The sequence below is a fragment of the Psychrobacter sp. HD31 genome (assembly GCF_051097895.1).
GTDB lineage: Bacteria > Pseudomonadota > Gammaproteobacteria > Pseudomonadales > Moraxellaceae > Psychrobacter.
In genome coordinates this window covers 1,467,048-1,481,179 of sequence record NZ_CP142525.1, presented here as the reverse complement: position 1 = coordinate 1,481,179, position 14,132 = coordinate 1,467,048, and the positions used below count along the sequence as shown (strand labels likewise).

The window sequence follows — 14,132 nt, the reverse complement described above, 5'->3', positions numbered from 1 at the left end:
CTGAGATATCTTTAGAGTTAGCAGGAAAACCTAACAACATAATAACGAATTTAAGGAATAAATTATGACAGCATTATCTCCAAAAGACGTGGTCATCGTTGATGGCGTACGTACCGCAATGGGTAAAACAAAAAATGGTATGTTCCGCAATGTACGTGCGGATAACTTATCAGCAGAGCTTGTAAAAGCATTAGTTAAACGTAATGACTTTGACGTTAATGAAGTTGAAGATGTTATTTGGGGCTGTGTTAACCAAACGTTAGAACAAGGTATGAACATTGGTCGTAACATTGGTTTACTTGCAGATATCCCTAAAACGGCTGGTGGTCAAACAGTTAACCGTTTGTGTGGCTCTTCTATGCAAGCATTGCATACAGCTGCAGCACAAATTATGACTAACCAAGGTGATGTATTTATCATCGGTGGTGTTGAGCACATGGGTCATGTTGGCATGATGCATGGTATCGATTTAAACCCAGCAGCGTCTAAGCACTACGCAAAAGCTTCTAACATGATGGGTTTGACTGCTGAAATGCTAGGTCGTATGAATGGTATTAGTCGTGAAGAACAAGACGCATTTGGTGTTGAATCACACCGCCGTGCATGGGAAGCAACTCAAGAAGGTCGTTTTGCTAACGAAATCATTGGTGTAGAAGGTCATGACAAAGATGGCAACCTACAGCTTTGTACTGTTGATGAAGTGATTCGTCCAGACGCTAACTTAGAAGCATTTGCTGGTCTTCGTCCTGTATTTGATCCTAAAGGTGGTTCTGTAACTGCTGGTACTTCATCAGCACTATCAGATGGTGCTTCTGCAATGCTTGTAATGAGTGCAGCAAAAGCGAAGGCACTTGGTCTAAAACCACGTGCACGTATCCGTGGTATGGCAGTTGCTGGTTGTGACGCGGCTATCATGGGTTATGGTCCTGTACCTGCGACACAAAAAGCACTTAAGCGTGCTGGCATGAGCCTTGACGACATGCAAACCATCGAGCTAAACGAAGCATTTGCGGCTCAAGGTTTGTCTGTACTTAAAGGCTTAAACATTTATGACAAGCAAGACATCATCAACATTAATGGTGGTGCGATTGCTCTTGGTCACCCATTAGGCTGTTCTGGCGCACGTATTACTACCACGCTACTAAATGCAATGGAACAACAAGATACGCAAATTGGTTTAGCGACTATGTGTATTGGTTTGGGTCAAGGTATTGCTACGGTTATTGAACGTATTTAATTCATTATCGAATTGAATGAAATAAACCCAATAAAAAACGCCTCTTGCAAAAGGGGCGTTTTTTTGTTATTTGTATGACTGAAACATGCTCATGATTTGATGGTTTTCATTAGCTTCACTCAAAGATGAGTTAGGTTGAGAAGGGCTATACTTATCATCTAGCTCATCATAGCTCCTTTCATATCTTTCTATAAGTCTTTCTCTTTCATGATAAGTACAGATATTGAATGTATCTGTAATTTCTTGAAGAAAATTAATTGACTCATCATAGTTAATGTCATCAGAACTTTGGTATATATCATCAATTATATCTGAAACAATATCATTGAATAAATCTTCATTTTTATCAACGACCTCATCATAAACAGTTGAGTCAATGTTTCTAAAATCAGAGAATTGAATTAGAACTTCATAGTCTTCAACCATATAAATACATTCATCTAATAATAACTTGAAGTCATATTCCAAATAATCGAAATATAAATTAATAGAATCAAAGTATATTGAGGTTTGATATTTACTTTTATCAGGGTTCTTTATAAATGGGTACATTTTTTCTATACACATATTTTCTAATTTTTCTGAATCCAGTAATTTACGATGTAGAGCTATGAAGTTCAATTTTTCTAAAATAAAATCAGCTTCTGTTTTTGGAACAACAAGGAAACTGAGTCTTGATTTAGAGCATCTCAATTTATCAAAATCTAAAATAATTTTGTCAGATAAAAGGTTTGATAAATGGCTGTTTAATGTTAGTTTGCGTTTATTATTATCAATTTTTCTAGCGAATGCTCCTAATAGTAAACTTAAATCCATTGTATTGTTAATCAAATCTTCTTTTAAAGACTCTTGTTTATCAACATAATGAACTAAAAAATCCTGAATAGATGGATTCTGAAAACCAATAATTCGCTTTTCATTTGATTTATAAGTTTTGATAAACGTATTTTCTAATTCTTTAATTGTTTTTTTGAATTGTACATCATTAAATGTCACATTATATTTATTGGAAAACTTCTCAGAAAAACTCATAACAACTTCAAACAGTTCATGATAAGAGGTGTTTAAATTATTTATCAAAAATACATACATTACCACGCGTGATTCATTAGTAATATTATTTTCAAAGGCATGTTCCCATACAGCAACAGGATTATTAAATAGTTGAATTATTTGCCTTGGAAAATCTTCTTTGTCGCATTTATCCCATATTTTCTGTTTAGTAAAAGTTTCTATAATTCGTGGATTATAATTCTGATGTTCGATGATTGGGAAAAGTAGTTCTTGATTCATAATTTCTTGAACAAATTCCCAAGGTACATAATTAAAAAACAGGTGATTATAGAAAATTTCAGCTTTTACTTTTTTTGTATATTTTGATAAATCGATGATACATTTTACAAAATCTTCTCTATCTAACTTTTCAAATTTTTGTTGTGCCTGTTGTAAAATATATTCTCTTGTGGTGAAAATTAGATATTTATTATCAGTTTTTTGAATTTTTTCAATGAACTTGATGATTAGGTCATCTTCTTTTTTGTCTAAGGAATCTTCTAAAAAGTTGCTTCCTAGAAAGTCATCATATAAAAATATTTGCTTTTTATCTTTATCAAAGAATTTGGCAGCATTTTTGATATTAGATAAATATACAAACTGAAAGTCTTGAGCTAATAAATCAAGAATTAACATTTCAGCTAAAGTGGTTTTACCAATACCAGGAATACCTGAAATAATAACGTATTTTTCATTTTTTAATAACTGACTGGCTTCGGGAAAACTGTCATTTTGCACATAAAATTTAACTTTATCTTGTATAGCTTCTAGGAAAAACTCACTATCATTCACAATATCACGATGGAGTATAGTTTCTAGCACATTGGTACTAGCTAACCACAGTTTAAAGTGTTGACGTTCAATATCCTTATACTGGGAAAGGAGGTTGTTTAAGTCATTTCTACCTGAAATATCTTCTGTAGTTTTAATGTATGGTTGAAATAATTCAATAATTTTAATTTTGTTTTCTGGTGTTAAGCCAACTGAGGTAACTAAAATATAGCGTGAAGGGTTTATTTTTTTAACCTTTACTACTTCTGTTTTTAGATTGCTTTTTAAACTAGAATAATTCTTGTAGCGTTTACATTGAATAATAGTTTGATTGTTGTTATCAGAAATATGACGTAAATCAATACCGCAATCAGCACCATCGGTAAATGATTCGATAAGCCCAACATTCAAATGCTTTTGTAGTAAATCTCTAGTTAGAACCTCAAATTCATGCGGAGAGAGTAAGTTTTGAAAATTGTAATTGGTCATGGTATGGCTTTAACTTCAATGAATAGTAAAATTGATGATACAAAACATCTATATTAATATAAATGGTGGGGGGCTAGTTAACTTTAGCACAAATTAAGGTATGTTAAAGTTAACTAGCCTCTTCTTTATTAATCAATATCTATCTATTTAAAGTCTGTGATATATTATCAACAGTAACTGGGATAAACTATTAGGATGATAGTTTTTTTATAAAATAGATGACACTAAAAGTTAGTAAACATATCGTTAAGGATAACGTATGACAAATCACTCTTTAAATGATGCTTTTGTAATTCGAGAAGATAAAAGCTACCAAAATGGTAATATTGTTACCACACTCACCTTAAACCGCCCCAAACAATTTAATGCATTATCGGTTGATATGTTATCTGCTTTGCAAGCCGAGCTAGATAACATTGCCAGTGACACAAGCGTCCATGTGGTTGTATTGCAAGCAAATGGCAGGGCGTTTTGTGCAGGGCATAACTTAAAAGAAATGCGGGCAAATACTGATAGAGCATTTCAAAAAAAGTTGTTTGAACAATGTGGGCATATGATGTTAACCATTAACCAAATGCCTCAAATTGTTATTGCAAAGGTGCAGGGCATTGCAACAGCTGCCGGTTGTCAACTTGTGGCAACTTGCGACTTAGCCATTGCCTCTGATGTGGCTAAGTTTGCAACTTCTGGCATTAATGTTGGGTTGTTTTGCTCTACCCCTGCGGTGGCAGTTAGCCGCAACATGGCGCGTAAGCAAGCATTTGAGATGTTGATAACAGGCGAGTTTATAGATGCTAATACTGCCCTGGAGCAGGGGCTGATAAATCGAGTTGCCAGCCATGAGTTGTTAGACGATAAATTGCAGGATTTGATTGACACCATCATGAATAAGTCATCCGTTGCCGTAAGAATGGGTAAGCAAATGTTTTATAAGCAGTTAGAAATGCCGTTGCCAGCAGCCTATGATTATGCCAGTGAGGTTATGACTTGCAATATGATGACAGAAGATGTGGCAGAAGGGATAGATGCTTTTATTGAAAAGCGCCATCCTGTTTGGAAGGGGTGTTAGCGATTAACTTAACCACATTTATACAAGGTTTAGTAGCAGTGCCAAATATAAAAAAATAAAGGATGTAGCCAAATAAAACAAGGAGAAAGTCATGCCAACCATAAACACCAATAAGCCAAACCGTTTGTTGCAAGAGAACACGCAAGCAATGATTATTGATGTGCAAGAAAAGTTTGTACCGCACATTCACCAAATGGATAAAACCTGCCAAAAAATTGCAATTTTAGCCCAAGGGTTGCAGCTGCTGGGCATACCCGTCATGCTAAATGAGCAATATCCTCAAGGGCTGGGTAAAACGGTAAGCACTATTAACGATGTACTCACCGAGGTGAATCAACGGGTTTTTGAAAAACAAACATTTAGCGTTTGTGATTGTGACGTATCATGGAATCATGTTGCTAAACAAAACCGAAATAATGTGATACTTTGTGGTATTGAAGCGCATGTTTGTGTGCAACAAACGGCTTTAGATTTGCTAGATAATGGTATGCAACCGATTTTAATTGCTGATGCGGTAAGCTCGCGTAATGAGTTTGATAAGCAAGTGGCTATTGAACGTATGAGGCATGCTGGGGCAGTTATCACCACAGTTGAAGGGATCTTGTTTGAGATGTGCAAAACCAGTAAGCATGAAGCATTTAAGTCAATTAGTAAACTTGTCACTTAACCTTGGCAAAGGTGTCGTTGGTTTTTTGAATAAAAGGTTAATAATTTAGATAAGTGAGAAGTGTAGAGGCACTTAGAAATTTTTATTTTCAACGATGAGATGGTGAGAGTGTGTATTAAAAATGCCTCAAAATTTAAATTTGAGGCATTTTTTTATATTCAATAAAATGGTAGAAATTACTGTAACGCTTCAACCAACCTTTTATGAATACCTTCAAAACCACCGTTAGACATAATCACAATGGCATCATTTGGTTGAGTCTGTTCTACAATTAAATCAATAATTGCTTGAGTAGCGGTGAGTACTTGTTGGTGTGGCGTATCACCAATCACCTCTTTTAATCCCCAAGCTAAGTTTTCTGGTTCATACCAAATCACTTCATCAGCCAGTGATGCGCTTGATGCCAAGCTATCACGATGGATACCCATCTTCATGGTGTTACTGCGTGGTTCAATAATTGCCCAAATGCGTTTGCCTGCTAACTTCTTTTTTGCACCATCAAGTGTGGTGGTAATGGCGGTTGGGTGGTGAGCAAAGTCATCAAAAATTTGAATACCATTGACATCGCCAATTAACTCCATACGACGTTTGATACCCGCAAAGTTGCTTAACGCTGTACAGGCATCAGCAACGCTTACACCAATATTGTGGGCAGCAGCAACGGTTACTAGTGCATTGTTTACATTGTGCAAACCACTCATACCCCAATTTACCTCACCTGTGTGGGTATTACCGTCTACATCAGTAAAGTGAATTTTAAAACAGGTGCCGTCATCTTTAATTAACTCTGCCTGCCAATCGCTTCCATTATGGTTATTGATGGTAGTTCGCCAAATGGGTGTCCAACATCCTTTTTGGATGGTATCTTCAAGACTTTGCGTTTCGCTTGGCATGATGATGACGCCATTGCTAGGAATCATACGGATAAGATGATGAAATTGCGTTTGGATGGCATCTAAATCTGCAAAAATATCAGCATGATCAAACTCTAAATTATTTAAAATAGAGGTCGTTGGGCGGTAATGCACAAATTTAGATCGCTTATCAAAAAAGGCAGAGTCGTATTCATCTGCTTCGATAACAAAATAACCTCGTCCGTTTAATTCATTATCATCTGTTGGCTTGCCTAAGTAGCTACTGTGAGCAAATGCTTTTTGCAGGTGAGGCTCATCCGAATTAACCAGAGGTACACCGCCAATTAAAAAGCCTGTGTCAATGCCATTAAACTGCAATGTCCAAGCCAGCATGGTCGTTGTTGTGGTTTTACCATGCGTACCAGCTACCGCTAATACATGGCGAGAATGAAGAATATGCTCGGCAAGAAACTGAGGACCTGAAATATATGGGATGGCGTTATCTAGCATATATTCTACTGCTTCGATACCACGTTTCATGGCATTGCCAACAACAATCAAGTCTGGAGTAGGGTATTTACCATTTTTGCCAAGGTGGTCAGCTGTGTAGCCTTGCATAATCTCTACCCCTGCGTTTTCTAGTTGGGTAGACATGGGAGGATAAACATTGGCATCAGAGCCCGTAACGGTATGCCCTAGGTCACGAGCAAGTAGTGCCATAGAGCCCATAAATGTACCGCAAATACCAAGGATATGAATGTGCATAGCTACACCTTAATTGTATTTTTAATAATAAAATTAGTTTAAACGCAGATATTGTAAAGTATCTCAATCAAAATCACCAATCTATCAATAAAACTGCTGTGATAGTGAAGGGTGGCGTAAATAGGGTTAGTTAGTTTTGGATTAAAATAGTGGATTGATTGTTAGTTTGGTTATGCTAATTTAGCTTATTTCTATTGAGTATCAGCTTAAACTAAACATTACGGTTACAGTATATAGGAGTCATGTGTTGTTATCTGTTAGTTATTGTATTTTCAAAAACTTTTTTTAATTTTTTTATTGCTTCAAGTTGGTTCTGATTAGTAATTTTTGGGTTAACAATTTTTAAAACAACAAATAAATTGCCTGCAGGCACAGAAGGGATGCCTTTAGCAGCAATGCGTATTTTGTCGCCAGTTTGGCTATTTTCAGGGATAAAAACAGAGAGCGTACCAGCAGGTGACTCTATTTCAATGCTATCGCCTAAAAAAGCTTCCCAACTAGTAATATTAATGGTTTGATAAACATCATTGCCTTTTAAAACAATGTTATTTGCATGAGTAATGTTAACCTTTAAAATCAAGTCACCATTGTCACCGCCCACCTCACTTGCCTCGCCATGTTTGGCAATACCGATTAGCTGCCCTTGTTTTGTGCCTTTAGCTATATTCACCATGAGTTTGACGGGGTCATCAAGCATGTTGCCATTGGGCTGTCTTGTTGGTAGATACGCATTAATGGCGATTTTATCGCCTTTGTAGATGCTGGTTAATGGTACATCAACCGTTAAAAACTTATTTGCGCCCTTAGTTGGGTCAAGTGGCGCTGTTTTTGTTGTTTGATTGTTACCAAAAGCGGAAAATACCGCATCAAAATTAAAACTATCACTCCCTAATAAAGGGCTGTTACTAAAAGCAGAGTAAGGTTTGGATTGTGATGAAAATGGAGCTTGCTGTTGTGGCTGGGCAAATATTGTTGGGTTAGCTCGATTATATTTAGCACGCTTATCGGCATCTTTAAGGGCTTCATAAGCATTGTTTATTTGAGTTATTTTTAAGCTGGCATTAGGGTCTTGACTAACATCTGGGTGATGCAAACGAACCAAATGGCGATAGGCGTCTTTAACCTGCTCATCGGTTGCGGTTGGTTTGATACCGAGTATGTCGTAATAGGTTTTTGCCATTGCTTTAATCTTTATGCCGCGTTTACGGTTTGTGAATTATCATATTGTGATACCGTTATTTTAGGTGATTCCAAATTCACCCTCAACCTCTTCTAGCTCCTCCATCGCCTCCATTAAACGCTCTTCCTGCTCTGCTTCTGACTGTTGTAAGGTTTTCTGCTGTTCAAGTAGCTCTAACAGTTCGGTCTTACGAGCATCGTCATACAGTCCTGTATCAGCGAGTTTATCTTCTAAGCTAGCCAGTTGTTCGCTGATTTTTTCCAGTTCGGCTTCTACCTTTTCGATACGTTTACGGATGGGGGCTGTGACTTTACGTTGTTCGGCTTTAAGTTTTCGGAGGTCTTCTTTACTTAATCCCCCTGATAACTCTGACTGGGATGAGTTAGAAGAAGTGCTTGTAGTTTGCTCTCCCTGGTTGGCAGAAGCTCCTTGCTCATTTTGAGCATTCATCGCCTTTTGCTCTGCCTTTCGACTGTCTTTTAACCACTTACCATAATCGGCAATATCACCGGTAAATTCATCTACTTTGCCATCATGCACCAAATACAGCTCATCACAGACATTGGCTATCAGTTCTCTATCGTGTGATACGAGAACCACAGCCCCCTCAAAACCCTGTAAAGCCACGGTCAATGCTTGCCTCATTTGTAAATCAAGGTGGTTGGTCGGTTCATCAAGTACAAGCACATTAGGGCGTTGCCATACAATAAGTGCAAGGGTCAGTCTGGCTCGCTCACCGCCTGAAAACAGTTTGCTTGGGGTATCAATACGTTCACCACGGAAATCAAAACTTCCCAAAAACGCTCGTAAATCAGCGTCCGAAGTCGTGCCTGCCAATCGTCTGAGCATTGTCAATGGGGTTGCCTCATTGTCGAGGCTGTCCATCTGATGTTGGTTAAAATAGCCAATTTTTAGGGTATCACTGGCTCGGTAGCTACCTGATAATATGGGTAAGTCGCCAACCAATGCTTTAATCACGGTCGATTTACCCGCCCCATTCATACCGAGCAATCCTAAACGACTGTCAGGCGTTACTTGTAGCTTAACTTTCGTTAGTAGAGGGACTTCTGTATAGCCAATGCTGGCGTTGGTCATCACAACCAGTGGTGAAGCCATATGACTGGGCGGATAAAATTTAAACGAAAACGGATTGTCTGCGACCACGGCAGACAGTTCGGTCATGCGTTCCAGTTGTTTGATGCGACTTTGTGCTTGTTTGGCTTTGGTGGCTTTGGCACGGAAACGACGAATATAGTCTTCAAGATGGGCTTTTGTTTCTTGTTGTTTTTCATAAGCTTGTTGTTGCTGAGCAAGGCGTTCACTACGGATACGTACAAATTGGCTGTAGTTTCCTGTATATAGGGTAATGCCTTGATGCTCGATATGTAGAATATGGCTAACGCAAGCATCTAAAAAACTTTGGTCATGCGAGATGAGCAGTACCATGCCATCAAACGCAGATATCCAGTCTTCTAGCCATAAAATCGCATCTAAGTCCAAGTGGTTGGTCGGTTCATCAAGTAGCATGACATCTGCTCGACACATCAAGGTGCGTGCAAGGTTCAACCGCATTCGCCAGCCGCCCGAAAACTCACCAACTTTTAGCGAATGTTGAGGCGTTGCAAACCCTAAACCTGCCATGATTTGTGCCGCTTTGGTTGGGGTACGGTAGCCATCAATTTCATCAAATCTTTGATGTAAATGGGCGATTTCAGATTCTGCCAAACTCGATTGGTCAGTAAGTTTGGCATTCAGTGCATACCATTCGTCATCACCTGCCAGTACATAGTCAATAGCCGTCATATCCACACTTTCAACTTCTTGAGCCATGTGTGCCATTTTCCAATTAGACGGTATCGACACTTCACCCGTATCAACAGCAAGTGAGCCAAGTAAAACGGCAAATAAGCTGGATTTACCCGTGCCGTTGTTTCCTGTTAAGCCGATTTTTTGTTTAGGATGCAACTGAAAACTGGCATCTTGGAATAATACGCGACCATCTCGGCGGACGGATATGTTTTGAAATTGAATCATGGTGTTTGAGCTAAATTGTCATGTTTTTTAATAAGGTGGTAGTTTATCATAACTAAAATAAACCATTTACAAGATTAGTACTGCGAAGGCAATGTCATTCAGCTGTTATTGGTTCCTCAAATAAATTAAAGGTCTGTTGAAATCAACAGACCTTAATATTAACAGCAACATAAAATAAGGTTATTATTTTTTGGCGTTCTTTTCATATTCTTTATGCGCTTGTAACATATTATCAAGTATTTCAGTGTTTTTTAAAAACTGACGACACCCCTTACACATCATTGTATGCGTGTAAAGTTTAAACTGCTCACCTCTTGACAGTTTGCGTTCATAAGATAAGCTAACCAGTTCAGTTGCCTTATAGCAACTTAGCATCATTTTGTGCATTGGATTGCTTGATGAGTGGTTGCGTGGTGTTTGAGTTTCCATGGTTTTTCTACCTGATCTTTGTGGTTTGATGATATAAATTAAAACGGTATTTGCTTATTGTTCAGCAAACCAGCGAATAGACAAACATTGTTGTAATCTTAACCTTGCTCGGTGCATGAGTACATAAAATTTATTGCTATTGATACCAACCTCTGCACAAATTTCATTTGTTTCTAACTCTATGTATTCTCGCATGATAAATACTCGAGATTGCTCCGCAGGTAATTTATTTAAACAAAACTCCAACACCTGCCAAAACTCCTCACCGTGTGCTTGAGTTTCGGGCTCACACCAGCTGTTATCAAAAGCAGATGGTTTACCGTTTTTGTACCAAAATCCTGCATCATCAAACAGCAAGCTGATAAACTCTTCATCAGATGTATTTCCATCATCTGATTGCATACTCGATATATTGACGTAGCGGTTATTGCTTCTTATTTCATCAATAATCTTATTTTTTAAAATGGAGAACACCCAAGTCTTAAATGTTGCTTTGCCATTAAACTTGTCTGAATGATTTAATGCAGCGGTCAATGCCTCTTGAACAGCATCTTGAGCTTGATGTTCATCTTTAAATTGAGATATTGCAAAAGCCAACATCTGCTCATATACATCTGCAATAAATTTATCATCAATTTTAGCTTTTGTATCAGAAGTTGCCGACATAGCGTTGTTTAACCTTTTTAGTTTTGCATTACTTATGTTTTGGAGAGAACCAAAAATCAAGACTCAACCATTTGCCTGCACCATAAACAACCAGTACTAACAACATTATAAGATAAGTAATGGCAAACTCAACCCCATTGTTTAGCACAACAAAATTGCCTGTTTCGGTTAGCCAGTCATAGTTACCATGGGTTTGTAACAGTTCACGTGCCTTGTCTAAGCGTGCGCCAGTTTCAATTGAGTTTTGTATGCTGTCATGTGCAGAGCCAAAACCAAGTTTTGCAAATAAGCTGGCAATGCTGGTGGTTGGGTCAGTTGGGGTGATAGCAAACCAGCCATTTTGCCAATGTACGGTTTTGGCAGCAACCAACATGGTGATAGATAGCATAAACGCAAATATGCGTGTAAACCAACCAGCCAGTAAGGCAACACCACCAATGAGCTCGGCAATGATGGTTAAGCTGACCATAACAGCAGGGACTGGCAATCCTAGCCCCCAGTCTGGATTACCAAACCATGCCACCATGTCTTCAAAATGCATAAGCTTGTTTAACCCAGCAATAATGAATATAGGCGCAAGATATAGCCTTAAAGCCACTAATACTAAAAAATCTAATGACTTCAGCTTGTCTATAACCGTATTGTAGAGTGTTGCGACTGATGTGATGATGCTCATAACAATCTCCTAAAAATAATAAAAAATGGATGAGTTTATATGGATGAATCTAAAAAGTGCTAGCCGTTATGTTATTTGCTTAAATTGCTCAACATTCAATAATAAGGTGTTCGCTGATAAGTTGTGCCAATAACGCTTCACCAAAATCTAATATGTGTGGTTCAACCTCGGTTTCTATAGAGTTAAAAAAAGCGGTTAACAAAGCACGCCCATCATTAAATAGTGGCTCGTTATTGCTGTTGGCATGGTTTGTGTTTTCAGCCTGACTGGCTGTTTGTGTCATATACTCAATCAGCAAGTGGGTGAGTGCATTTGTTTCCATAAACTCAACCGAATGCGTTGGTGTGCGATACACCAACAAAAAAGTGTCTGTCGGTTCTGTGGGTGGGTTAGTATTATCAATTTGATGAACTGCCCACAGGTAATGCAAGTTTTGCATATTTTGGTTAAGCGCATAGTTTGCAAACAATGCGGTGTTTTTAGGGTTGTTGGGTTGTATATCTAAATTTAGCTCCACCCATTCATAATGCGCTAAATCTGCCATGTAGTCAGGCACAGATAAGACTTGTTTTTGTGTATCAGACAATGTGTACATAAAGTCTACAAAGTGTTTGTTTACCTCGGTAAAGTAGGGGCTATGTAAGTCTGCATTTTGAAAAAAGTATAAAGACAATGCTTGCCATTGCTTTGCTGTCATTATGGTTTGGCAAACAGGGAAGCATTGATTAATAAACCCTTTTAGGTTGTTAAAAATTAACTCCTGATAAAGTTGCCCCACCCGTTTGGGGATGCTGTTGCCATCCTCGTGCATTTGGCTACGCAAATAGTCACCAAAATCAGCCTGAAATGCCTGCAACTGGCTTGGCATTTTGATGTCTGCCGTTATTTTTGGGGTTGCTTTGTTAGCTAGCATTTGCATATCTCCCCTTTGTATTGTGTGGCTTGATATCTTGTGGCTGGTTTAATTGGTTGCCAACATCTGCCTGTAGTTGGTGAATGTGGTTAACCTCGCCTATGAGTTCTTGTAACTCTGGGAAATTAAAATCACGTTCTAAACAGGTTGGTATTTGGGCAGGTAATTTTCCAGTTTTTTTGTAAATTAGCTGGTAGGCATCCACTAACAAATCCCAAACTTTATCGATTACGGCATTGCCATGGGTATCGACAATAAGCCCATCCTCTTCTATAAAATGCCCCGCAACATGTATATAGCAGGATCGTTCTAGTGGCAATTGACGTAAATACGTGTGTGGATTAAATCCAAAGTTTTGGCTATTAACATAAATGTTGTTGATATCCAGATGTAGCAAACAGTCTGCCTCGTGACAAACGTCGGATATAAAAGCAGCATCGCTCATGGTGCTTATTTTGGGCTGATAATAGTATGAGGCGTTTTCAAAGCCGATTTGTTGCCCCATAAAGTCTTGAGCTTGTTTAATACGGTTTGCTGTCCAATGCACGGCTTCCTCCGTGCAAGGGATGGGCAATAAGTCATACAAGTGTCCCTTTTCATCACTGCACCAAGATAGGTGCTCGGTATACATACCAATATTGTGTGTGTGCATAAAGTTTTTAACTTGTTTTAATAAGTCAAAATCTAAATAACGGGTACTACCAATAGATAAAGATAAGCCGTGGCAAATAAAATCAAAACGCTCGGTGTAGGCTTTTAAGCTTGCTTCGTAATTACCGCCAAGTTTGCCTTCACTGTTTATCCAGTTTTCTGGCGAGATTTCAAAAAAATCAATGGCAGATAAATCGGCAGATTGCATTGGTTGTAGCAAATCACGACGAAACCCTAAACCAGCACCGCTAATTGTATTATTCATGAGTTATCCTTATCTAATGGGTATCACATGCGTGTTAATGTATAAACTTATTTCTTTTTATCAGCACCGCATTTGCCTTCGCCACATTTACCGTCGGCTTTTTTATCGGCACCACAGCTATGATCTGCTTTTTTGTCGCCACCACAATTGCCATCCGCTTTTTTATCAGCGCCACATTTTGCTTCACCGCATTTGTGCTCGGCTTTTTTCATTTCATAGCCTTTGTCCATGCTATCTGCCTGAAATGGGTTACCCGTACAGGCTGTAACGCCTAAAGTAATTAAAGAAGATACGGCCAAAGTTTTTACAATCGTATTTGATTTCATAATAAATTCCCTATTAAATTAAAACTTACTATTAACCTTGTGTTATAAAACCATGCTGTACAAGCGTATTAATCACAAGGCTAATAG

The 14,132-nt window shown here is 38.2% G+C and carries 13 protein-coding genes; 3 read left to right on the top strand and 10 right to left on the bottom strand.

The window, feature by feature from the left end; genetic code table 11:
* Positions 1-64: 64 nt before the first annotated feature.
* Positions 65-1,237 (top strand): acetyl-CoA C-acyltransferase FadA, encoded by a 1,173-nt coding sequence (gene fadA, locus VH441_RS06525; protein ID WP_434352849.1) that lies wholly within the window; start codon positions 65-67, stop codon positions 1,235-1,237.
* 66 nt (positions 1,238-1,303) lie between these two features.
* Here fadA and VH441_RS06520 read toward each other — a convergent pair whose 3' ends face one another.
* On the bottom strand, positions 1,304-3,550 hold the full coding sequence (locus tag VH441_RS06520; RefSeq protein WP_434352848.1) for a restriction endonuclease: 2,247 nt from the start codon (positions 3,548-3,550) through the stop codon (positions 1,304-1,306).
* Positions 3,551-3,809: 259 nt separating this feature from the next.
* Here VH441_RS06520 and VH441_RS06515 point away from each other — a divergent pair, with 259 nt between their 5' ends.
* A complete protein-coding gene (locus tag VH441_RS06515) occupies positions 3,810-4,619 on the top strand; it encodes an enoyl-CoA hydratase (protein WP_434352847.1) in 810 nt (269 codons plus the stop codon).
* 91 nt (positions 4,620-4,710) lie between these two features.
* Entirely contained in the window at positions 4,711-5,286 is a 576-nt protein-coding gene (locus tag VH441_RS06510) for an isochorismatase family protein (RefSeq protein WP_434352846.1), read from the top strand.
* Between the two features lie 176 nt (positions 5,287-5,462).
* Here VH441_RS06510 and mpl read toward each other — a convergent pair whose 3' ends face one another.
* The 9 genes from mpl to VH441_RS06465 form a co-directional block, all read right to left on the bottom strand.
* The gene (gene mpl, locus VH441_RS06505; RefSeq protein WP_434352845.1) at positions 5,463-6,905 is read right to left on the bottom strand and encodes a UDP-N-acetylmuramate:L-alanyl-gamma-D-glutamyl-meso-diaminopimelate ligase; all 1,443 of its coding nucleotides are present in this window, start codon (positions 6,903-6,905) and stop codon (positions 5,463-5,465) included.
* Between the two features lie 250 nt (positions 6,906-7,155).
* Positions 7,156-8,085, bottom strand: a complete 930-nt coding sequence (locus VH441_RS06500) for a DnaJ C-terminal domain-containing protein (RefSeq protein WP_434352844.1) — start codon at positions 8,083-8,085, stop codon at positions 7,156-7,158.
* A 60-nt stretch (positions 8,086-8,145) separates the two neighbouring features.
* On the bottom strand, positions 8,146-10,119 hold the full coding sequence (gene abc-f, locus VH441_RS06495; RefSeq protein WP_434352843.1) for a ribosomal protection-like ABC-F family protein: 1,974 nt from the start codon (positions 10,117-10,119) through the stop codon (positions 8,146-8,148).
* Between the two features lie 183 nt (positions 10,120-10,302).
* A complete protein-coding gene (locus VH441_RS06490) occupies positions 10,303-10,548 on the bottom strand; it encodes a hypothetical protein (protein WP_434352842.1) in 246 nt (81 codons plus the stop codon).
* Positions 10,549-10,602: 54 nt separating this feature from the next.
* Entirely contained in the window at positions 10,603-11,214 is a 612-nt protein-coding gene (locus VH441_RS06485; protein ID WP_434352841.1) for a sigma-70 family RNA polymerase sigma factor, read from the bottom strand.
* A gap of 28 nt (positions 11,215-11,242) precedes the next feature.
* Positions 11,243-11,890 carry an HvfX family Cu-binding RiPP maturation protein gene (locus VH441_RS06480; RefSeq protein WP_434352840.1) on the bottom strand — a complete coding sequence of 216 codons (648 nt, stop codon included), beginning with the start codon at positions 11,888-11,890 and terminating at the stop codon, positions 11,243-11,245.
* Between the two features lie 88 nt (positions 11,891-11,978).
* Entirely contained in the window at positions 11,979-12,809 is an 831-nt protein-coding gene (locus tag VH441_RS06475) for an HvfC family RiPP maturation protein (protein WP_434352839.1), read from the bottom strand.
* A complete protein-coding gene (locus VH441_RS06470; protein WP_434352838.1) occupies positions 12,793-13,719 on the bottom strand; it encodes an HvfB family MNIO-type RiPP peptide maturase in 927 nt (308 codons plus the stop codon). Before VH441_RS06470 ends, VH441_RS06475 begins: the two co-directional genes overlap by 17 nt.
* 47 nt (positions 13,720-13,766) lie before the next feature.
* The gene (locus VH441_RS06465; protein WP_434352837.1) at positions 13,767-14,045 is read right to left on the bottom strand and encodes an HvfA family oxazolone/thioamide-modified RiPP metallophore; all 279 of its coding nucleotides are present in this window, start codon (positions 14,043-14,045) and stop codon (positions 13,767-13,769) included.
* Between the last annotated feature and the right edge of the window lie 87 nt (positions 14,046-14,132).